The sequence below is a fragment of the Achromobacter ruhlandii genome, assembly GCF_902859695.1.
In the GTDB taxonomy this organism is placed as follows: domain Bacteria; phylum Pseudomonadota; class Gammaproteobacteria; order Burkholderiales; family Burkholderiaceae_B; genus Achromobacter; species Achromobacter ruhlandii.
Genome location: NZ_CADIJL010000014.1, coordinates 19,286 through 40,739, shown reverse-complemented (window position 1 = coordinate 40,739; position 21,454 = coordinate 19,286). Strand labels below are relative to the sequence as shown.

At 68.7% G+C, this 21,454-nt stretch carries 20 protein-coding genes; 2 read left to right on the top strand and 18 right to left on the bottom strand.

Translation table 11 applies throughout. From position 1 onward, the window contains the following. Window positions 1–3: 3 nt before the first annotated feature. From HV742_RS17890 to HV742_RS17860, 7 genes are read right to left on the bottom strand one after another with little or no spacing between them, the layout of a single operon-like run. A complete protein-coding gene (locus HV742_RS17890; RefSeq protein WP_175146036.1) occupies window positions 4–1,446 on the bottom strand; it encodes an FAD/NAD(P)-dependent oxidoreductase in 1,443 nt (480 codons plus the stop codon). After that, entirely contained in the window at window positions 1,443–1,751 is a 309-nt protein-coding gene (locus tag HV742_RS17885) for a (2Fe-2S)-binding protein (protein ID WP_063580934.1), read from the bottom strand. Before HV742_RS17885 ends, HV742_RS17890 begins: the two co-directional genes overlap by 4 nt. Next, entirely contained in the window at window positions 1,735–2,892 is a 1,158-nt protein-coding gene (locus HV742_RS17880; RefSeq protein ID WP_175146035.1) for an NAD(P)/FAD-dependent oxidoreductase, read from the bottom strand. Before HV742_RS17880 ends, HV742_RS17885 begins: the two co-directional genes overlap by 17 nt. After that, window positions 2,892–3,692 carry an ABC transporter permease gene (locus tag HV742_RS17875; protein ID WP_006389497.1) on the bottom strand — a complete coding sequence of 267 codons (801 nt, stop codon included), beginning with the start codon at window positions 3,690–3,692 and terminating at the stop codon, window positions 2,892–2,894. Before HV742_RS17875 ends, HV742_RS17880 begins: the two co-directional genes overlap by 1 nt. Before the next feature lies 1 nt (window position 3,693). Then, window positions 3,694–4,560: an ABC transporter permease gene (locus tag HV742_RS17870; protein WP_175146034.1), complete on the bottom strand. Its 867-nt coding sequence runs from the start codon at window positions 4,558–4,560 to the stop codon at window positions 3,694–3,696. Continuing rightward, on the bottom strand, window positions 4,557–5,612 hold the full coding sequence (locus HV742_RS17865; protein ID WP_020925745.1) for an ABC transporter ATP-binding protein: 1,056 nt from the start codon (window positions 5,610–5,612) through the stop codon (window positions 4,557–4,559). Before HV742_RS17865 ends, HV742_RS17870 begins: the two co-directional genes overlap by 4 nt. A gap of 56 nt (window positions 5,613–5,668) precedes the next feature. Then, the gene (locus HV742_RS17860) at window positions 5,669–6,700 is read right to left on the bottom strand and encodes an ABC transporter substrate-binding protein (RefSeq protein WP_049070372.1); all 1,032 of its coding nucleotides are present in this window, start codon (window positions 6,698–6,700) and stop codon (window positions 5,669–5,671) included. 231 nt (window positions 6,701–6,931) lie between these two features. Here HV742_RS17860 and HV742_RS17855 point away from each other — a divergent pair, with 231 nt between their 5' ends. Beyond that, the gene (locus HV742_RS17855; RefSeq protein ID WP_175146033.1) at window positions 6,932–7,729 is read left to right on the top strand and encodes a GntR family transcriptional regulator; all 798 of its coding nucleotides are present in this window, start codon (window positions 6,932–6,934) and stop codon (window positions 7,727–7,729) included. Here the strand turns inward: HV742_RS17855 and HV742_RS17850 are convergent. Genes HV742_RS17850 through HV742_RS17840 form a run of 3 tightly spaced genes read right to left on the bottom strand, consistent with a single transcriptional unit; the run spans window position 7,716 to window position 12,517 of the window. Then, window positions 7,716–9,446 carry a hydantoinase B/oxoprolinase family protein gene (locus HV742_RS17850; protein ID WP_175146032.1) on the bottom strand — a complete coding sequence of 577 codons (1,731 nt, stop codon included), beginning with the start codon at window positions 9,444–9,446 and terminating at the stop codon, window positions 7,716–7,718. The genes HV742_RS17855 and HV742_RS17850 overlap by 14 nt on opposite strands. Further along, complete coding sequence (locus HV742_RS17845) at window positions 9,439–11,496, bottom strand: hydantoinase/oxoprolinase family protein (RefSeq protein WP_175146031.1); 2,058 nt, start codon at window positions 11,494–11,496, stop codon at window positions 9,439–9,441. Before HV742_RS17845 ends, HV742_RS17850 begins: the two co-directional genes overlap by 8 nt. 40 nt (window positions 11,497–11,536) lie before the next feature. Continuing rightward, complete coding sequence (locus HV742_RS17840) at window positions 11,537–12,517, bottom strand: Bug family tripartite tricarboxylate transporter substrate binding protein (RefSeq protein WP_254601168.1); 981 nt, start codon at window positions 12,515–12,517, stop codon at window positions 11,537–11,539. Window positions 12,518–12,701: 184 nt separating this feature from the next. Between HV742_RS17840 and HV742_RS17835 the strand changes: the two genes are divergently transcribed. Next, the gene (locus HV742_RS17835; RefSeq protein WP_026382410.1) at window positions 12,702–13,583 is read left to right on the top strand and encodes a LysR family transcriptional regulator; all 882 of its coding nucleotides are present in this window, start codon (window positions 12,702–12,704) and stop codon (window positions 13,581–13,583) included. An 84-nt stretch (window positions 13,584–13,667) separates the two neighbouring features. Here HV742_RS17835 and HV742_RS17830 read toward each other — a convergent pair whose 3' ends face one another. The 8 genes from HV742_RS17830 to HV742_RS17795 form a co-directional block, all read right to left on the bottom strand. Continuing rightward, entirely contained in the window at window positions 13,668–14,501 is an 834-nt protein-coding gene (locus HV742_RS17830) for an AraC family transcriptional regulator (RefSeq protein WP_054418729.1), read from the bottom strand. Window positions 14,502–14,735: 234 nt separating this feature from the next. Next, a complete protein-coding gene (locus HV742_RS17825; RefSeq protein WP_175146029.1) occupies window positions 14,736–15,674 on the bottom strand; it encodes a 2-hydroxyacid dehydrogenase in 939 nt (312 codons plus the stop codon). A gap of 99 nt (window positions 15,675–15,773) precedes the next feature. Continuing rightward, window positions 15,774–16,841, bottom strand: coding sequence for an ABC transporter substrate-binding protein (locus HV742_RS17820; protein ID WP_049070361.1), 1,068 nt, complete (start codon window positions 16,839–16,841; stop codon window positions 15,774–15,776). Beyond that, the gene (locus tag HV742_RS17815; protein WP_049070360.1) at window positions 16,838–18,010 is read right to left on the bottom strand and encodes an NAD(P)/FAD-dependent oxidoreductase; all 1,173 of its coding nucleotides are present in this window, start codon (window positions 18,008–18,010) and stop codon (window positions 16,838–16,840) included. The genes HV742_RS17820 and HV742_RS17815 overlap by 4 nt, the downstream gene beginning before the upstream one ends. Continuing rightward, window positions 18,007–19,392, bottom strand: coding sequence for an FAD/NAD(P)-dependent oxidoreductase (locus tag HV742_RS17810; RefSeq protein ID WP_175146028.1), 1,386 nt, complete (start codon window positions 19,390–19,392; stop codon window positions 18,007–18,009). The genes HV742_RS17815 and HV742_RS17810 overlap by 4 nt, the downstream gene beginning before the upstream one ends. After that, window positions 19,389–19,718, bottom strand: coding sequence for a (2Fe-2S)-binding protein (locus HV742_RS17805; protein ID WP_059268734.1), 330 nt, complete (start codon window positions 19,716–19,718; stop codon window positions 19,389–19,391). Before HV742_RS17805 ends, HV742_RS17810 begins: the two co-directional genes overlap by 4 nt. A gap of 37 nt (window positions 19,719–19,755) precedes the next feature. After that, a complete protein-coding gene (locus HV742_RS17800; protein ID WP_054418835.1) occupies window positions 19,756–20,550 on the bottom strand; it encodes an ABC transporter permease in 795 nt (264 codons plus the stop codon). Between the two features lie 15 nt (window positions 20,551–20,565). Further along, window positions 20,566–21,453 (bottom strand): ABC transporter permease, encoded by an 888-nt coding sequence (locus HV742_RS17795; RefSeq protein ID WP_049070352.1) that lies wholly within the window; start codon window positions 21,451–21,453, stop codon window positions 20,566–20,568. Between the last annotated feature and the right edge of the window lies 1 nt (window position 21,454).

Below are 21,454 nucleotides of genomic sequence, written 5' to 3'. Positions count from 1 at the left end.
CTCCTATTTCTTCAGCCGCACCACCGCCTGGCGCGACTCGTCGGTCTGCGGCAGCGAGGCCAGCTCGCCCAGCGTCAACGGCTTGGTCGGGAAGCGCAGGCGGTAGTAGCCGACCTCGGGCACCGGCACGCCGCGTTCCTCGGCGATGATCTCCGACACCGTCAGGCCACAGAAGCGGCCCTGGCACGGCCCCATGCCGCAGCGCAGGAAGGCCTTCATCTGGTTCGGGCCGCTGCAGCCGAGCTTGACGGTGTCACGCACCTGCGCCGCCGTCACCTCCTCGCAGCGGCAGACGATGGTGTCGCCGGTAGGGCGGCGGAAACGCTCGGGCGCCTTGTACAAGGCATCGAAGAACTCGCGTCCGCGCACCGCCCGCGCCAGCGCGGCGCGGGGCGCCGCGGCCTCGCTGTCGCGCCGCGCCGCGTCGATGCGACCCAGCAGATGCGCGGCCTGCAACGCCGCCAGCCGGCCGCGTTGTTCGGCGGCCAGCGCGCCCGCGATGCCGGCGCCGTCGCCCGCCATGCCAACGCCGTCCACCGAGGTCAGGCCCCAGTCATCCACGTCCGGTTCCCAGCAATCCAGCGCCGCGTTCCAGCGATGCTCGGCGCCGATGGCGCGCGACAGGTTGACGTTGGGCACCACGCCCTGATGCAGCATCAACTGTTGCGCCGGCAGCGTCTTGGTGATGCCGCCGGCGGAGTAGCGCACGCTTTCCAGCTTGTCCTGCCCCAACGCTTCCAGCGCCGTCACGCCCTTGATGATGGGTATTTCCGCCTTGACCGCGCGCAGCAGCGACAGCCCCTTGCCCAGATAGGGCGAGCGCAGGAAGTCCCACACCTTCGGCAAGGCCTGGCGCAAGCGACCGGGCGGCGTGGTTTCGAGCAGCGCGTCGACCTTGACGCCGGCGTTCAGGTATTGCCAGGCCACCAGGTACAGCAGCGGGCCGCAGCCGGCCAGCACGGTGCGGTCGGCCGGCACCACGCCGGCGGACTTCAGCAGGATCTGCGCCGCGCCGGCGGTGATGACGCCGGGCAGCGTCCAGCCCGGAATCGGGAACGGCCGTTCCTGCGCGCCGGTGGCCAGCAGCAGGCGCCGCGCATGCAGGATGCGCGCCTCGCCCGCCACCGAATACGCCACCTCGAAGCCGCGCCGCGGCTCGGGCGCGGTGCGCTCGGCCACCGCCCACACGGTCGCGCCCGGCACATAACGCGCGCCCGACTGCCGGAACGGCTCGACCAGGGAGGCGCCGTGCCAGTAATCCGGTCCCAACACCGCGCGGTCGGTGACCGGCGTGGTGGTGATGGCGCGGTAGATCTGTCCGCCCGGCGCGGGTTGCTCATCCAGCAGCACCGTATCCACCCCCAGCCGGGCGGCGGTGGTGGCGGCGGCCAGCCCGGCGGGACCCGCGCCCACCACCAGCAAATCGCATTGCGTCGTCTCGATCATGCCTGCACCTTGCGCGCGCCCAGTTGGCGCTCGATCTTCATGCCATCACGCACGGCCGTCATGCAGCCCTGCTGGTTGGCCTGGCCGTCGATCGTGACCAGGCAGTCGTAGCACACGCCCATCATGCAATAGGGGCCGCGCGACACTTCGCCCACCGCGGTGTCGCGACAGGCCTGCATGCCGCCGGCAAAGAGCGCCGCGGCCACGCTGTCGCCGGCGCGGCATTGCAGCTCGGCGCCATTCACCGTCACCCGCACCGGCGCGCCCTGCGCCTGGCGCTGCGCCTCGTCAAGCCTCTTGAACATGGAACCTCCGGGTCGAGAAGGGCGCCATGTCGTCGGCCAACTGGCCGGCGGCGATCATGGGCGCCAGTTTGAGCGCGTGCGCGGCCGCCAGGGTGACGCCGCTGTGACAGGTGGCGACGAAGGCGCCGGGGCACGTCTCGGATTGTTGATAGATGGGGAAACCGTCCTTGGACATCACGCGCAGCGCGGCCCAGCTACGCACCACCCGCACTTCGCGCAAGGCGGGCAGGGTGCGCACGGCGCGGTCGGCCAGCGTGCCCAGGATCGGCAGGCCCACCAGGTTGTCCACATAGCCGGCTTCTTCCTGCGAGTCGCCGATCAGCCAGGTGCCTTCGTCGGTCTGGCGCAGCGTGGACAGTGGCGTTTCCAGCAGGCGGCGGGTGCGCTCCAGCACCACGATCTGGCCGCGCTGCGGCCGCACCGGCACCGTCAGGCCGACCTGTTCGCCCAGCGCCTTGTTCGACAGGCCGCTGGCCAGCACCAGCTTGCGCGCCCGCACCGTGCCGGTGGGCGTGGTCACCTCGAACAAGCCGTCGCGCTGGCGGATCTGCTGCGCCGGGCAGCGCGGCAGGTAATCCACAGCCCGCTGTGCAAAACTCATGTGCAGCGCCCGCAGCAGCTTGAGCGGATTGGCGATGCCGTCCACCGGCGTCCAGGTGGCGCCGCGCACCTCGGGGCCGATGCCGGGCACCATGTCGGCAAGCTCGTGGCGGTCCAGCATTTTCCAGTCGTACTGCGCCATGCCGGGCTGCGCCAGCAGCGTGCGCATGAAGGTGGCGCGCGCTTCCATTTCCTCGTCGCTCAACAACGCGTGCAGGCCGCCGCGCTGCTCCAGGTGCACGTCCACGCCGGTCTGCTCCCGCAGCTCGGCCGCCAGCCGCGGCCAGGCGCCGGCCGAGGTCATGGTCCACACGCCGTAGCGCGGCAGGCCCATGCCCTTGCTCTGCACCCAGACCAGGCCGAAGTTGCCGCGCGAGGCGCGGTAGGCCACGTCGCCTTCGTCCAATACCGCGACGTGGTCGAGTTCGCGCCGCAGCCCGTAGGCCACGGCCGAGCCGACCAGGCCGCCGCCGATCACCACGGCGTCGTAGACGCCGCGATGCGCCGGCGCGCGCGGCGCCTGTTGTATTTCTTCCGTCATTAGCGTCCCTTTCCGACAAACAGCTTTTCCAGGCCGACCAGGCGGTCCAGGATGAAGATGGCGATGATGGTCACATAGATCAGCACGGCCGACACCGCCGTCACCAGCGGGTCGATGGTGTCCTCGATGTGCAGGAAGATGCGCACCGGCAGCGTGGTGGTGGACGGCGAGGCGATGAAGATCGACATGGTCAGCTCGTCGAAGCTGGTGATGAAGGCGATCACCCAGCCGCTGACCACGCCCGGCAGCAGCAGCGGCAGCACCACCCGCCGGAACGCGGTCCAGTGGGACGCGCCCAGCGACTGCGCCGCGCGCTCCAGCGCCGGATCGATGCCGGTGGCCGAGGCCAGCACCAGCCGCAGCGCATAGGGCATCACCAGGATCACGTGCGCCACCACCAACCCCACGTAAGTGCCGGCCAGGTCCACGGTGGTGAAGAATTTCAGGAAGGCCAGCCCCAGCACCACGTGCGGAATCATCAGCGGCGACAGGAAGAACGCCACCAGCGCCTCGCGGCCGCGAAAGCGGTTGCGCGCCAGCGCCAGCGCGCTCGGCACCGCCAGCGCGATCGCCAGCGTCGCCGACAGCGTGCCCAGCCCCAGGCTGAACCAGAACGCCTCGATGAAGCGCGGGTTGTCCAGGATGGCGCGGAACCAGCGCAGCGACAGCCCCCCGCTGGGCAGCGAGATGAAGCCTTCGGACGTGAACGCCACCGCGCACACCATCACGATGGGCGCCAGGATGAACAGGATGAAAAGCGTATGGAACAGCAGGCCGATGGGACCGTTGCGGAAGTTCATGTCAGGCCCCCGACGGATTGAAGACCGCGCCATAGCGACGCTCGATCAGCCGGTTGGCCGACAGCAGCACCACCACGGTCGCCACCAGCAGCACCACCGCCAGCGCCGCGCCCAGCGGCCAGTTGAGCGTGTTGAGGAACTCGTCGTAGGCGGCGGTGGCCACGTTCTTCAGGCGCCGGCCGCCGATGATGGCCGGCGTGGCGAAGGAACTGGCGGCCATCGCGAACACCATGATCGAACCCGACAGGATGCCCGGCATGACCTGCGGCACGATCACGCGACGGATCACGGTGAACTGGCTGGCGCCCAGCGACAGCGCGGCGGCCTCGGTCGACGGATTGATCCGCTGCAACGACGCCCACACCGCGATCACCATGAACGGCACCAGCACGTGCGTGAGCGCGATGCCCACGCCCAGGTTGCTGTACATCAGGTCGATCGGTGTGGCGATCAGGCCGATGCCCATCAACGCCTTGTTGATGAGTCCGGTGGACCCGAACAGCAGCGCCCAGCCCAGCGTGCGCACCACCACCGAGATCAGCAGCGGCCCCAGCACCACCATCAGGAACAGGCCCTTCCACGGATTGGCAATGCGCGACAGCACGTAGGCCTCGGCCGTGCCCAGCACCAGGCAGGCCAGCGTCACCAGCGCCGCCACGCCGAAGGTGCGGGCGTAGATCTCGTAGTAATAGCCGTCGCTGAAAATCTCGATGTAGTTCTTCCAGGTGAAGGTGGCCTGCATGCCGCCGTAGAACTGGAAGTCGAAGAAGCTGATCAGCAGCACCAGCGCCATCGGCACCACCAGGAAGGTGGCGTACACCGCCAGCGCCGGCGCGCTCAGCAGCCAGGGGTTGGCGCGCGCGCTCATTTTGCCGGCTCCTGGCCGGCCACCGCGCACATGTCCTGCGCGCGCCAGCGCAGGTGTACCGTCGCGCCCTCGGCGGGCACCGGCACGCCGTCGTTCTGGCGGATCACCATGACTTCGCCCACCGAGGTCTCGACCTGGCACAGCCAGTGGTTGCCCTGGAACACGCGCGTCTTCATGCGGCCGGGCAGGGCACAGGCGCCGGCCTCGGCAAACAGAATCTTCTCGGGCCGCACGATCACCGCGCCCTGCGGCACGGGCTGCCCGTCCATGGCGATGTGGGCCTCGCCGATGCGCGCCCGCACCTCGCCGTCATAAGACTGGGGCGTGGGCGTGAACACATTGGCCTTGCCCAGGAAGCCGCCGACGAAGCGGTTGGATGGCCCTTCATACGCGGCGAAGGGCTCGGCCACCTGCTCGACCCGGCCCTGGTTCATCACCACGATACGATCGGACAGCGCCAGCGCTTCGGACTGGTCGTGCGTCACCAGGATGGTGGTAGTGCCGACGGTGCGCTGGATGCTGCGCAGCTCCAGCTGCATTTCCTCGCGCAGCTTGGCGTCCAGGTTCGACAGCGGCTCGTCCAGCAGCAGCACGCTGGGGCGGATCACCAGCGCGCGCGCCAGCGCCACGCGCTGCTGCTGGCCGCCCGACATGCGCGCCGGATGACGATCCGCCAGGTGCGACAGTCCCACCAGCTTGAGCGCCTCGGCCACCCGCGCCTGCCGCTCGTCTTTGCCGACCCGCTGCATCTCCAGGCCGAACGACACGTTCTCGGCCGCGGTCATGTGCGGAAACAGCGCGTAGTTCTGGAACACCATGCCCAGCCCGCGCTTGTTCGCGGGCGTCCTGCTGACGTCCTTGCCGTCCAGCACGATGCTGCCGCCGCTGGGTTCGACGAACCCGGCGATCATCTGCAGGGTGGTGGTCTTGCCGCAGCCGGACGGCCCCAGCAGCGAGATGAACTCGCCGCGTTCGACCGACAGACTCAGGTCCTCGACCGCCGTCAGGTCGCCGTAGCGCTTGGACAGGCGGTTCAATACGAGATAACTCATGGATGCTCCCGCTGGCGGCGCGCCCGCGCCGCCGTTGCGTCCTGGTGTACGAAACGTCAACGCTCGATTTCACGCGTCCAGCGCTTGTTCCAGTCGTCCCGGTTCTGGTTGACCGTGTCCCAGTCGATCACGATCAGGTCGGCGGCGCGCTTGCCGATCGGCAGCGGCACGCGCGGATCGTCGGCCACCTTGGCCTGCTTGTTGACCGGGCCATAGCCGTAGGCGCTGGCCAACTGCTCCTGCACCTTCGGGCTGACCAGATAGTTGACGAAGGCCTGCGCCAGCGGATTGGCGTTGGCCTTGGCCACCGGGCACACCGACGACAGCAGCGCGTAGGCACCTTCCTGCGGATAGACGAAGCCCACCGGGAAGCCGGTGTCGGCGAAGGCCTTGACGCGGCCGCTGCCCCACACGGCGATGGTGGCCTGTCCGCTGGAGAACAGTTCGGTCATCTTGCCCGGCGACGGTTCGTACACCAGCACGTTGGGGCCGACCTCGTCCTTGAAGGTCTTGAAGCCGGCGTCGATCTTCTTCTCGCCGCCGCCGCCCTCGCGGGCGTATTCCACCAGCGCGTGCAGGCCGTAGGTGTTGTTCAGCGGCGGCACCACCAATTGCTTCTTGTACTTGGGATCCTTCAGGTCCTTCCACGAGGTGGGCGCGGCCCACTTGCGCTCGTCGAAGACCTTCTTGTTGTACATGATGCCGGTGGCGACGATGCCGATGGCAACCGCCTTGTCGTCCTTGTAGCGCGCGGTGCCGTAGATGTCGTCGGCCGGCAGGCCCTGGATCGGCGCGCAGAAGCCCAGCGCGATGGCCTGGTACATGGGGCCGTCGTCGATGATGGCGACGTCGATCTGCTGGTTGCTTTTCTGCGCCTGCAGGCGCGCCACCGTGTTGGTGGAGTTGCCGGCCACGTAATCCAGCTCGACGCCATGCTGCTTGGCGAAGGGCGGGAAGATGTCCTTGCGCATGATGTCTTCGAACGAGCCGCCGTAGCCGGCCACCACCAACTTCTGCTGCGCCTGCGCCGTGGCGCATACGCCGACGGCCACCGTGGCCGCCGCCAGGACTGCGAGTACCTTGCCCATGAAAACCCCCGTTTATTGGAAGAGAACTGCAAGAACTGCCGGTGCTGCCTGAATCCGGGGATGGACTCGCCGCAGAAAAAAATGCGGACCCGCTTGCCCCGCGACCTCATGTCCGCCGTACAATTTGTCCGTACATGAATGTCCGGACAAATAATGGATCCGCAAGGCGGGCCCTGTCAATGGGTTATTGTCCGTACAAACCCCGATAGAACGAGAAAAGGAGCCACCCCCATGACCCGATCCTCCGAACGCGCGCCCGACCCGGCCGCCGCGCGCGAGGCCCGCGGCCAGGCCACGGGGCCGGACGACGAGGCTGGCGGTCCGCGCTACAAAAGCATCTACCAGCAGTTGGCGCGCGACATCGGCAGCGGCCGCTACCCGGTCATGACGCTGCTGCCGACCGAACACGAACTGTGCGAACAATTCGGCGCCAGCCGCCACACCATCCGCGAGGCCATCCGCATGCTGACGGTGGCCGGCATGGTGTCGCGGCGCCCCGGCGTCGGCACGCGCGTCGAGACCGCCCACGCCAGCACCCGCTTCACCCAACGCATCTCGCAGTTTCCCGACCTGCTGCAGTACGCGCGCAACGCCGCGCTGCTGGTGCAGGACGTGCGCACCATCAAGCTCACCAAGCGGCTGGCCGAGAGCCTGGGCGCCGAGCCCGGCCAGCCGTGGCTGCACATCAACTCCATCAAGACGCTGGGCGACCAGGACACGCCGGTGGCGTGCACGCTGATCTATGTCGACCCGGCGCATTCCGACCTGCGCGCCGACATCCAGCCGCGCATCTCGCTGCTGCGGCTGATCGAAGACCACTTCGGCAACCGCATCCACGAGGTCAACCAGGAATTCTCGGCCACGCCCATCGCGGCCGGGATCGCCAGACAGCTCCACGTGGAGCCGCAGACGGCGGGCTTTGTCATCACCCGCCGCTACTACGGCAGCGGCGGGGTGTTGCTGCTGGCCACGATCACCACTTTTCCGCATGACAAGATGAAGTACTCGATGTCGCTCAACGTGGCGTAGCGAGGGCTTCGTAGCCATAGGTCGCGCGCGCCGCTTCCGGACTGATCTTGCCGTCGGCCAGATCGCGCTCGATGCGGCTACGGGTCCGCTCGGCCGCGGGGCCGTAGCCGCCCGCGCCCGGGGTCTCGATGCGCACGCTCTCGCCCGGCGCCAGCGTGATGTTGGCGGTCTTGGAGAACAGTTCCTCTTCGGCCGGCGTGCCGAAATTGCGCACCAGCCGCGCGCGGCGGCCATCGGCGCCGCCATCGACGCCGGCGGCCACGCCCACGGTGTGGCTGTCCGAGCGCGCCGAGAACACGATGCCCGGTCCAACCGCGCGGATCTGCTTGGCGATGCCCATGCCGCCGCGGGTGCGGCCGGCGCCGCCGGAATCGGGGATCATGGCGTACTCGTCCATCAGCAGCGGGTACTCGTTCTCCAGCGCTTCCACCGGCAGGTTGGAGGTATTGGTCATGTGCACGTGCACGGCGTCCATGCCGTCGCTGTCGTAGCGCGCGCCGGCCCCGCCGCCCAGCGTCTCCAGGTAGACGAAGTGCCCGGCGCGCTCGCGCCAGCGGCCCGAGAACACGATGGCCGGGCAGCAGTCGTTGCTGGACGCCATGGTCTTTTCCGCCGGCAGCAGGCCGCGGAACGCGCCGAAGATGGCGCCCGCGACCTTCTGCGCGGTGATCGAGCGCGCGCCCACCGCCGCCGGATGCTCGGGGTTGGTGATGGTGCCCACCGGCGCTGATACGCTGATCGGGTCGAACAGGCCGGCGTTGGGCGCCAGGTCCGGATCCAGCAGCGCCTTGACCGCGTAATACACGCAGGCCCGCAGCGCGTTGAACGGCAGGTTCATGGCGCCGCGCGCCTGCTTACCCGAGCCCTCGAAATCGAAATGCAGGCGGTCGCGGCTGACCGTCAGCGTCACCTGGATCGGCACCGGATCGCCGCCCATGCCGTCGTCGTCCAGGTCGCTGCGGAAGGTGTAGCTGCCCTGCGCCAGCTCGCCGATGCGGTTGAGCAGGCGGCGGCGCGTGTACGTGATGACGTCATCCACCGAGCGCAGCACGGCCGCCAGGCCCATCTGCCGGATCAGGCCCTGCACCGCGGCCGCGCCACGGCGATTGGTGGCCATCTGCACGCGCAGGTCCAGCACCCGCTCCTCGGGGTCGCGGGTGTTGGCGCAGATCAGGCGCAGCAAATCCTCGTCCACCTCGCCGGCGCGCGCGATGCGGCTGGCGGGAATGCGGATGCCTTCCTCGAAGATCGACTTCAGGCCGCCGGCGATCGAGCCGGGCACCGCGCCGCCCACGTCCGAATGGTGCGCGATGTTGGCGGCGAAAAAGCGCAGCGTGCCTTCCCAGAACACTGGCGTGACGATGTTGATGTCGGGCAGGTGGCTGCCATCGGCCAGGTAGGGGTCGTTGCAGATGAACACATCGCCGTCGCGGATCTGGTCGGCCGGGAAGGCGCGCAGTATCGCGCCCATGGCGCCGTCCAGCGAGCCCAGGTGCAGCGGAATCTGCGTGCCCTGCGCCACCAGCCGGCCGGCGGCGTCGAACAGCGCCACCGAGCAGTCCTTGCGTTCCTTGATGTTGGTCGAGAACGAGGCCCGCACCAGCGTGTTGTTCATGTCTTCGGTGATCGACAGCAGGCGGTTGCAGAACACCTCCATGCCGACCGGGTCGGCCAGGGCCACGCCAGTGTCTTGATTGGCTTGATGGGCTTCACGCATGCGAGCCTCCTTGCAAATGGATGATCAGGTTGCCGTAGGCGTCGACCTCGACGTCCTGGCCCGCGCCGACCACGGTGGTCGAACTCATTTCCTCCAGCAGCGCCGGGCCGCGGAAGCGCACCCCGGTGGGCACGCGGTCGCGGTCATAGACCGGCGTGTCCAGCCAGCCGTGGCGCTCGCCGAAATAGGCGCGGCGTTCGCCGATGCGGGCGCCGTCCAGCGTGCCATCGACCTGGCGCGGCGCCAGCGGCGCCTTCACCACCTGGCCCACCGCCTGCATGCGGCAGTTGATGATCTGCACCTTGCGGTCATCGACGGTGTAGCCGTACTCGCGCTCGTGCGCCTCGGCGAAGCGGCGCGCGAATTCGGCGTAGCCGTCGGCGCCGGTGTCGTCCAGCGCCACCTGCACCTCGAAGTTCTGGCCCTCGTAGCGCGCGTCGATGGCGCTGCGGTACAGGCGCAGCGCCGGTTCCACGCGTTCCTCCTCCAGCCAGCGTTCGGCCTGATCGCGCAGTCCGTCGAAGATCGTCGATACGCCGTCCCAGCTTTCCGCGCTGGCCAGCGCGATCTCGCTGCGCACGAAGTCGAACGAGATGTCGCTGAGCAGGATGCCGCGCGCGCACATGGTGCCCGGCTCCTGCGGCACGATCACCGTGGGGATGCCGCATTCCTCGGCCACCTCGACCGCGTGCAGCGGGCCCGCGCCGCCATAGGCATACAGGGCGAATTGCGACAGGTCGTAGCCGCGTTCGGTCGACACGGCGCGGATGGCGCGGCTCATGTTGGCCGCCGCGATGCGCAAAATGCCTTCTGCCGCCGCCTCACGCGTCAGGCCCAGCGGCCGCGCCACGCGTTCGTCGATCACCTGGCGCGCGGCCTCGGCGTGCACCGGCATGCGGCCGTTGAGCAGCGCCACCGGATTCAGGCGCTGCAACGCGATCTCGGCATCGGTGATGGTCGGCTCGCTGCCGCCGCGGCCGTAGCCCACCGGCCCCGGCACCGCGCCGGCGCTGTGCGGTCCGACCTTCAGCGCGCCCGCGTCATCGAGCCAGGCAATGCTGCCGCCGCCCGCGCCGATCACGTGGATGTCCACCATCGGCGTCTTCACCGGATAGCCCGCCACCTGGCGATGCGAGGTGAACAGCGGCCGGCCATCGCAGATCAGCGACACGTCGGTGCTGGTGCCGCCGACGTCGAACGTCACCAGGTTCAGGCTGCCGATGGCGCGGCCCACGGCCGCCGCGCCCACCACGCCGGCGGCCGGCCCCGACAGGCAGGTGCGCACCGGATACTGGCGCACCGTGGCGATCGACATCAGGCCGCCATTGGAATGGATGGTGTGCGGCTCGTGGCCAATATCCAGCTCGCGCACGCGCTGCAGGAAGCGTTCCAGATAGCGCGCCATCTTCGGGCCCACCGCCGCGTTCAGCACCGTGGTCGACAGGCGTTCGTATTCGCGGAATTCCGGCAGCACGTCCGACGACAGGCTGATATACGCATCGGGCATTTCCTCGGCCACGATGCGCGCGGCCAGCTGCTCGTGCGCCGGGTTGCGGTAGGCATGCAGGAAGCAGACCGTGACCGCGTCGATGCCGGCGGCGGCAAAGCGCCGCGCCGCCGCGCGCACCGCGTCCCCATCCAGCGGTGTCAGCACCTCGCCTTGCGCATTGACGCGTTCATTGACCTCGGCGCGGAACTCGCGCGGCACCGCCACCGGCGGCTTGCCGACGCTGTAGTCGTACAGGTGCGGCCGCGTCTGCCGGCCGATCTCCAGCACGTCGCGAAAGCCCTGCGTGGTGATAAGGCCGACGCGCGCGCCCTTGCGCTCGATGATGAGGTTGGTCGCCACCGTGGTGCCATGGCCCACGTGCGACACCTGCGACGGCGCCACGCCATGGTCATTGAGCATCTGCCCGATGCCGGTGGCGATGGCTTCCGACGGATCGGACGGCGTCGACGGCACCTTGTGAAAATGCACGATGCCTTGATCTTCGTCGATCATCGTGAAGTCGGTAAACGTGCCTCCGACGTCTATCCCTATGCGATACATGCTTGTGCTTCCCTGAAAGAAAAGAAGGGCGCGGCCGCGCTCAGTCCAGCTTGATGCCCGCCTGCTTGACCACGCCGCACCATTTGTCGATTTCGCTCTTGATCATGGCGCCGAAGGCCGGCCCGGCCACGTCCGAGACCTGCGCGCCCTGTTGTTCCAGATAGGCCTTCATGGCGGGCGCGTGCAGCGTCTGCGCCAGCGCGTCGGTGAGCTTGACGCGTAGCGGCTCGGGCAGCCTGGCCGGGGCCAGCATGCCGAACCACACCATCGCCTCGTAACCGGGATAGCCGGACTCGGCCACCGTCGGCACGTCGGGCAGCATCGGCGACCGCTGCGGCGAAGTCACCGCCAGCGCCTTGATCTTGCCGTCCTTGATATACGGATAGGACGTCATCACCACGTCCATCATCATGTTGATCTGGCCGCCCACCAGGTCGATCAACGCGGGGCCCGAACCGCGGTAGGGCACATGCACCATCGACACGCCGGCCGTGCTCTTGAACAGCTCGGCGGCCAAATGGTTCGATGTGCCCTGGCCGTTGGAAGCGAACGAGTATTTCTCGGGCTCCTTCTTGAGCAGCGCCACGAATTCCCGCAGGTTGTTGGCCGGCACCGACTTGTTCACCGACATGACGTTGGGAATGGTGGCGACGACGGTCAGCGGCGTGAAATCCTTGAGCGCGTCGTACGGCAGCTTCGAATACACGCAGGGCGCGCTGCCGTGCGTGCTGACCGAGCCCATCAGGATGGTGTAGCCATCGGCCGGCTGGCGCGCCACGTACTCGGTGCCGACGGTGCCGCCGGCGCCGGGCCGGTTCTCGACAATGACATTGGCCGACAGGCGCTGGCCCAGGCCTTCGGCGATCTTGCGCGCGATCAGGTCGGTGGACCCGCCCGCCGCGAACGGCACCACGATGCGGATCACCTTGTCGGGCCACTCGGCGCGGGCCGGTAGCGCGGTGGCGGCCAGCGCCGCCGCCCCGAATGCAAGACAGCAACTGCGAATGAACGCTGCGTTCATGACTTCCCCTTGTTGATAGAACTTCCTTGCGGCCCGATCATGGACGCCAGGCCTGAGAGGCATTGCCTCGGGTTCACTGCAACAACGGGAACATCCTAGGCCTGGCCGGCACGCGCCAGCAGTCCTTGCGGTTTATATTGATATAGATGCCATTTATAGGTGGGCGGCGGTGAAGCATCCGGACTTGAATCTGCTTGTGCATTTCGACGCGTTGATGACCTGCCGCAATGTGTCGCGCGCGGCCGAGCAACTCGGCATCAGCCAGCCCGCCATGAGCGCCGCGATGAACCGGCTGCGGCAACTGTTCGGCGATCCGCTGCTGGTGCGCGAAGGCGGCGCGTGGCAACCGACGCAGCGCGCGCATGAACTGCACCAGGGCTTTCTGCCGCTATTGGAAGGTTGGCGTCGCGCCACCCGCACGCGCGAGGTGTTTGACCCGGCGCACTCGGCCCGCAGCCTGTCGTTCTACGCCACCGATTATGTGCAGTACACGCTGCTGCCCAAGCTGATCCCGCGCCTGGCGGTGGACGCGCCGCACTTCCAATTGCTGATCGTGCCGGCGCGGCCGCAGCACGGCCTGAGCATGCTGGACACCAACCATGTGGAGCTGATCGCCGGCTATTTTCCGGACCCGGCGCCGGACCTGCGCACGCGCTTCCTGTACCAGGAGCCGGCGGTGTGTATCGTGCGCGAAGGCCATCCCTGTCTGCGCAAGCGCTGGAACCTGGACGCCTACCTGAGCTATGGGCACCTGGACCTGGCGGCCCACACGCGCTACTTCAGCAAGGCCATCGACCGCATCCTGATGGGGCAGAACCGCAGCCGCCGCATCGTGGCGACGTTGTCGAGCTACATGGTGTGCCCGTTCATCGTCGAGGCCTCGGACCTCATCGCCACGATGCCGGCGAGCATCGCCAAGGCGATGTCGGGCAGCGCGCGCATCGTCACGCTCAAGGCACCGCTGAGCCTGCCGGCGATCACCGTGTCGTTGTACTGGCACGAGCGCTACCAGGATGACCCGGCGCATGCGTGGCTGCGGCAGTACCTGGCGGGCGTGCTGGGGTAGCGGCGGTGCTCGATGCCAGGGCCGCCGCGCCCATGGCGTGAACGACGGCTCCGGCAGCGCGGGCCATCGCGCGGTGTCCGGCGATTACTTCAACGGCATGCAGATGCGCGTCTGCAGTTGCGCCGGTGGCGTGGTGCGCGGGTCGTTCAGGTATTGCTCGAACATGGGAAAGTCCGCCGGCACCATGCCGCTGCCGGGCAGCCATTCCGAAAACATCCAGTTGTAGGCCTTGTCCATCTCGTTGTACGGGCCGGTGTAGGTCAGCATGGCGCAGCGGCTGGCGGGGATTTCGAAGCGCTCCAGCTCGTCGCCCAGCACGGCGTCGGGCGCGACCGACACACCCGCCATCGAGCGCAACTGGGCCGGCGGCACCTGCTCGGGGTCGTCGAAGTAGATGCCGAAGCCGATGGCCTCGGGACGCGCCAGGCCGCGGCTGGCGGCGAGCATGAAGGCGCGGGAGAAGACCGGGCCGATTTCCTGGTAGCTGCCACGGTGCGGCAGGGCGGCCAGCACGGCGCCGGGGAAGGTTTCGATGGTGATGGGGTACATGCCTAGCTCCTTGGGGTCGAAGGGTCGGGAGCGGGTCGCGCGGTAGCGCCCCGGCGGGATGCCGAAGGTCGCGCCGAACGCGCGGTTGAAGGCGGCGTCCGACTCATAGCCGGCGCGCTGCGCAACGTCACGCAAGGAATCCCCGGTACTGCCCAATGAAACGGCCGCGCGGTGCATGCGGATGCGCTGCACGGTGGCGTTCACGGTTTCGCCCATCACGGCGCGGTAGACGCGGTGGAAGTGATAGGGCGAGAGGCAAGCCAGGTCGGCCAACTGGTACAGGTCGGGGTCGGCGTCGGGGTGGCTTGCCAGCCAGCGCAGGACGGGGTCCAGGCGGTGGGCGTAGGTGGCGCGGGTTTGGGGTTTCAAGTGCGTGGCTCCTTGGGGAGCAATGTAGGCGGGCCTGGTTTGCAGATTTTGCGGTTTTTTTTCTTTGAGTTGGGTAGTTGTTGTTGCTGGTGGGGAGTGGGGTTCTTTAGACGCCCGGCACGCCGGGCTCTTGTTGATTTCACTTCAAGGGCGCTGGTGGGGAAAGCGAGTTTTCCACAGGGTCTCGTTTTTCTGTGCAACGCGCCGGCTGTGGATAAGTGCTTGGCGGGGTTTTCAGTAGCCGCGGATGGGGTCGTAGATGTTGGGCAAAGCCTCGCCGCGTTCGTTGGCGGTGATGAGCCAGGCGGTGTGGCGGGCGCGTTCCTGGCGGTCGGGGATGGCCGCGCAGTGGGGGGTGATGATGATTTGGGGGTGGGTCCAGAGGGGGGACTCGGGCGGCAGGGGTTCGGGGTCGAAGACGTCCAGCAGGGCCTGGTGCAGGTGGCCGTCGTCGAGGGCATCGAGAAGGTCCTGCGTGACCATGTGGGCGCCGCGGCCGGCGTTGATGAGGCTGGCGCCGCGAGGGAGACGGGCGAAGGTGTCGCGGTTGAGGATGCCGCGGGTGGCTTCGGTGGCGGGCAGCAGGCAGACCAGCAAGTCGGTGCGGGACAGGAATTCGGGGAACTGGTCGGGGCCGGCGTAGGAAGGCAGGCCGTCGGGCAAGGTGGTCGCGCCGCGTGACCAGCCGCTGACGGGGAAACCGACCTTGGCCAGCAGGCGGGCGGCGGCGATGCCGAGGTGGCCCAGGCCCATGATGCCGACGCGCATGTCGGCGACCACGCGCAGCGAGTCGTACAGTTCCCAGTGGCGACGGGCCTGCTGGTCGATGGCGCGCTTGAGGTCGCGGGTCAGCATCAGGGCGCTGGTCAGCACGAACTCGGCCATCTCGGTTTCGGTGCGCGGGGTGACCATGCGGGCAATGCGCAGGTGGCGCGGCCAGGCGGGGTCGGAGACGATGTGGTCGACGCCGGCGCCGGCGCTGATGATGAGCTTAAGGTTCGGGAAGGTGGCCAGGCGGCCAGGCTCGGGCGCCCAGACCAGGGCGTAGTCGATCGAGGCGGGGTCGACGTCGTCGAACCAGCTGACGATCTCCAGATCGGGCGCGTGGCGCTTGAACTGCTCGCGCCATTCTTCCATGGCCGATTCGCCGCCAGACCTGATGATGAGCCGCATGCCTCGCTCCTGCGTGAAGGGCGCGCGCGCCCTGGATGTGATCGGCGCCTTGCCGTCCGCGACGCGCGCAGCGTCGCGGACGGCAAGGCGCGCCTGTCCTCAGCGTTCGACCGTGCGGTTCCAGCGCGCGTTGAAGGCGGGACGGGTGGCGTTGATCTGGTCCCAGTCCAGGATCTTGGCGTTGGCCATGTAGCCCTGGAAGCGCTTGAGCGCCTCTTCGCTGCCGGCCGGCGGTTGAACGTTCTTATTGGACGGGAAATGGCCGCCCATTTCCAGTGCCTTGGCCTGCGCCTGCGGCGACAGCAGGTACAGCGCCAGCTTCTGCGCCAGTTCCGGCTCGCTGTTCTTGGCGATGACGCACTCGGCCACCATCAGGATCACCGAGCCTTCCTTGGGCTGGGCGTATTCCACCGGGATGTCGCGCTTCTTCAGGCGGGCGATGGCGGTGGGCGTGAGCGGGAAGATGGCGGCTTCGTTGGACTGGATCATCTCGGCCAGCTTGGCCGAGTTGGGGATGTATTCCAGCACGTTGGGGCCGATGGTGGACGGCCACTGCTTGAAGCCGGGCTCGGTGTTCTGGTCGTTGCCGCCCTGGATGCGGTTGAACATCAGGAAGCCGTGCAGGCCGAAGGTGCTGCCCGAGGCCGACTGGAACACCACTTTGCCCTTGAACTTGGGATCGGCCAGGTCCATCCACGAGGTCGGCGCGGCCCAGCCTTTCTCCTTGAACAGGCGGGTGTTGTAGCCCAGGCCGGTCATGCCGATGTCGATGCCGGCGGCCATGCGGTCCTTCATGACGGCGGTGGGGTACAGGTCCTTGAGCACCGGATCGTCGTTGAGCGGCTCGCACAGGCCCATGGAAATGGCGCGCGCCATGATGCCGTCGTCCAGGAACATGACGTGCATCTGCGGCTTGTCCTTGAAGGCCTGGGCCTTGGCCAGCACGTCGGTGGAGGTGCCGGGCACCACCACGATCTTGACGTTGTTGGCCTTCTCGAAATCCGGGAACACGTACTGCGTGAAGGCGCGCTCCATGTCGCCGCCGTTCATGCCGACGTACAGCGTCTTCTGCTGCGCCATGGCGCCCGCCGACAGCGCGGCCAGCGCCAGGCCCAGCAGCCACTTCCCCTTGGACGGGCGGCGAACGCCCTGTTTGTTGTGCTTCATGGTGACTCCAGCGTTTGCTCACGAACAGGCCCCAACCGAGCCACGGCGCCGTGAGCGGCCCCCGTGTATCGTCCGATGCCGAAGGCGTCGATGGGAATGGAAGACCGGCCGTTAACGACCAGTTCGGAAAGCACTTCGCCCACGGCGGGGCCGATCTGGAAGCCCGCGCCGGACAGGCCGAAGGCATGGAACAGGCCCGGCACGGTGGCGCTGGGGCCCAGCACCGGGTTGTGGTCGGGCATGTTGCCCTCGACCCCGGTCCAGAAGCGGATGACCTGCGCCCCGCGCAACGGCGGCAGCAGGCGCGCGGCGTTGGCCATCAGCGGGCCCAGCGCCTCGCGGCCGGGACGGGCGTAATCGGGGCCGGCGGACACGGCGCGGCCCCCACCGATGACGCAGTTGCCGCGCGCCACCTGGCGCGCGTAGATGCCGCCGCCCTGCATGCCGAGGCTGACATCCATGAACAGCGGCAGCGGCTCGGTCACCATCATCAGCGGATGGATCGCAGTCTCGGGCACGGTTTCGCCGAAATCCTGCGCGAAGCGTCCGGCCCAGGCGCCGGCGCAATTGAGCAGGAAGCGCGAACGCACCTCCAGCGCATCGCCGGCGCGCAGGATAAAGCGCTCGCCGTCGTGGATGGCCTGCGTGACGGGAGTGCCTTCGCGCACATCGGCGCCCAGCGCGCGGGCGGCGCGGCCGAAGGCCGGCGACACCAGGCGCGGGTTGGCGTGGCCATCCTCGGGGCAGAACGAGCCGCCCACCACGTGCGCGCCCAGCCAGCCGAAACGCCGCGCCAGCGCGGCGCGGTCCAGCATTTCCAGGTTCATGCCGAAGCCGCGCGTCCGCGCGCGGTAGGCATGCAGGGCTTCCAGGTCCGCATCGGAACACGCCAGCTTCAGGTGCCCCGAGCGCACGTATTCGCCGTCGATGCCGATCAGTTGCGGCAGCTGGCCCCAGAGTTCGTGCGCGCGGCGCGCCAGCGGCATCTGCTCCAGGTCGCGGCCCTGGCGGCGCACGCCGCCATAGTTGACGCCGCTGGCGCGGGCCCCGCACAGCGCGGCCTCCAGCAGCACCACCGGCACGCCCAGCCGGCGCAGGAACAGCGCGGCGCTGCCGCCGACGATGCCGCCGCCGAGAATGGCGACTTCGGTGTCGATGCGTTCGGTCATGGCGCGGCCTTCTCCGTGCGGTCGAGACAGACGATATCCACAGGGATCGGCTTGACCGGCGGCTGGCCACGCAGGCGGCCGACGCCGTCCGGCCCGGCGCCGCAGGCGTGCGCCAGCACTTCGGCCGCGCCGGCGCCGCACATGCGGCCCTGGCAGCGGCCCATGCCGACGCGCGTCAGCGCCTTCAGGCGGTTCAGTTCGCGCGCGCCGGTGCCGTGGACCGCCGCGCGCAGCGTGCCGGCGGTGACTTCCTCGCAGCGGCACACCACGGTGTCGTCGGCGATGTCGGCGGCCCAATCCTCGGGAAACGGAAAGGCGCGCTCCAGCGCATCGCGCACGCGGCCGTTGGCGGCCAGGCGCGCTTCGAGCTGGCGCGCCCGCTGCGCCGGCTGCGCATGGCCCGCATCCTCAAGCAAGGCGAGCGCGGCGCGCTCGCCGGCCAGCTCGGCCGCGTCGGCGCCGCCGATGCCGGCGCCGTCGCCGGCCACGTACACGCCGGCCACGCTGCTGCGCCCGGCCGCGTCCAGGCGCGGCGTCCAGCCACGGTCGCGGACATTGAAGGCGAACTGGCAGCCCACCAGGCTGGCAAGCTGCGTTTCGGAGCGCAGCGACAGGCCGTAGCCCAAGGCGTCGCAATCCACCCGCCGCTGCCGCGCTCCCTGGCGGTAGGCCAGCCCGGTGACGCGCGTCTCGCCCTCGACCCGCACCGGCCGCACGCCGCTGGCCATGGGCACGCCATGCGCGCGCAGCCAGGCCATGTAGTACAGCCCCTTGGCCAGCAGGCCCGGCGCGCGCAGCATGCCGGGCAACGCCGCCAGGCGGTCGGCGAAGCGCGAGGTATCCAGCACCGCCACAACGCGGGCGCCGGCCTTGGCGTACTGGTAGGCGACCAGATAGAGCAGGGGGCCGGTGCCCAGGAACGCGACGCGCTCGCCGATGGCGCAGCCCTGGTGCTTCAACGCCACCTGCGAACCGCCCAGCGTGTACACGCCCGGCGTCAGCCAGCCCGGGAACGGCAGCACGCGATCGGTGGCGCCGGTGGCCAGGATCAAGTGGGTGTAGGGCACGGGCGCGCTCTTGCCGTCGCGCAGCACATCGAGCGTCTTGCCTTCGGCGTTCCACACCAGGCTGCCGGGCCGGTAATCCAGTTGCGGCGCCAGCTCGTCCATCTTGCGATGCAGCGCATCGGCCTTGCGGTGCTCGAAGCCATACAGCGACGCCTTGGAGCGCGCGAAGCCCGGCGGCGGCTGCCGGTAGATCTGGCCGCCGGCGCGCGGCGCCTCGTCCAGCACCACCGGCCGCAGGCCCTGGGACGCCAGCGTCTGCGCGGCGCGGATGCCGGCGGGGCCGGCGCCCACGATCACGGGCAGGATCAGGTTCATGAGGCGTCGCCCTCCGCCGCCAGCGTGCCCGGCACCTGCTCGGCGCGCAGCGGCGCGCTGCGCAGGCGCATGCCCGCTTCGATGTAGGTGGAACAGGCGCGCAGCCGCGTGCCATCCTCGCGCTGCATCCAGCAGTCCTGGCAGGCGCCCATCATGCAGAAGCCGGCGCGCGGCCCGCCGCCGAATTCCGAGACGCGCAGGCGCTCGGCCTGCGTCAGCACCGCCGTCAGCACGGTATCGCCGGCCAGCGCGCTGCAGGGTTTGCCGTCCAGCGTGAAGGCGACGGCGGGCCGGGCCGTTTCGGCCAGGCGTTTCAGTATTGCCATGATGGCGGGGTCTCCCGTTGCGTACCCGGCGTGATCGTCATTTCTGTCCCACCAGCACGCGGTCCAGGCCGTAGACACGGTCCAGCAGCAGCATGGTCACCGCGGTCAGGCCGATCACCAGCGCCGACACGGCCGCCATCATCGGGTCGATCGACTCGGTGGCGTACATGTACATGCGCACCGGCAGCGTGATGGTCGAGGGCGCGGTGATGAACACCGACATGGTCAGTTCGTCGAAACTGTTGATGAAGGCCAGCAGCCAGCCGCCCGACACGCCCGGAATGATGAGCGGCAGCGTCACCTGGAAGAACACGGTGGCGCGGCTCGCGCCCAGCGACAGCGCGGCGTGCTCGACCGAGCGGTCAAAGCCCACCAGCGCGCCGATCACCAGCCGCATCACATACGGCGTGATCACCACCACGTGGCTGAACACCAGCCAGCCGAAGCTGCCGGTGGTGCCCAGCAGCGCGAAAAAGCGCAGCAGCGCCACGCCCAGCACCAGGTGCGGGATCATCAGCGGCGACAGGAACAGGCCGTTGAGCGCATCGCGTCCCGGAAAGCGGTAGCGCGTAATGGCGATGGCCGCCGGCACCGCCAGGCACACGGCGATGCTGGCCGACAGGAACGCCAGCCACAAGCTGTTCTTGAACGCCTGCATGAAGTTGGGATGCTCGAACACCGCGTGGAACCAGCGCAGCGAAAACTGCGTGGTCGGCACCGTCAGCGTCGACTCGGGGGTGAACGCCACCAGGCACACGATGGCCAGCGGCGCCAGCACGAACAGCACCACCAGGGCATTGAAGAGCAGGGCGAAGGGACCGTTTTTCTGCATGATCGCTGTCCTCGCTCAACCCAGGCTGCGCCGGTAGGAACGTTCCACCACGCGGTTGTACGCCATCATGATGACGACGTTGACCACCAGCAGCACGATGGCGATGGCCGCGCCCAGCGGCCAGTTCAATTCGGTCAGGAATTCGTCGTAGACCACCGTGGCCACCATCTTCAGGCGGCGTCCGCCCAGCAGCGCGGGAATGGCGAACGAACTGGCCGACAGCCCGAACACGATCAGGCTGCCCGACAGGATGCCCGGCATGGCCTGCGGCAGCACGATACGCAGCAGCGTCTGCAAGCGCGACGCATTGAGCGACAGCGCCGCGTGCTCCACGGTCGGGTCCAGCTTCTGCAGCGAGGTCCACACCGGAATCACCATGAACGGCAGCATCACGTGCACCAGGCCGATGATGACGGCGGTAGGCGTGTACAGCAGTGGTCCCAGGCCCAGCGCCGCGGCCGCGCGGCCGATGGCCCCGCCCGGCCCCAGCAGCATGCTCCAGCCGAAGGCGCGCACCACCAGCGAGATCAAGAGCGGCGACAGCACCACCAGCAGGAAGATCGAGCGCCACGGCTTGCCCATGCGCGACAGGATGTAGGCCTCGGGCGCGCCGATCAGCACGCAGATCAGCGTGGTCACGCCCGCGATCCAGAACGTGCGCCAGAAGATCTCCAGGAAATAGCCGTCGGTCACCACCGCCAGGTAGTGTTCGAAGGTGTGCCCGGGCAGGATGCCCGCGCTGTAGTCGAACGGACGGAACGACAGCACCAGCGTCAACGCCAGCGGCGTCAGCACCAGCGTCAGGAACACGATCGCCAGCGGGATCGAACCGAGGATGGCCAGCAGCCCGTCGGTGCGCGGCTTGGGCGCGCTGGCGGCGCCGGGTTGGGTCAGCGTCGCCATG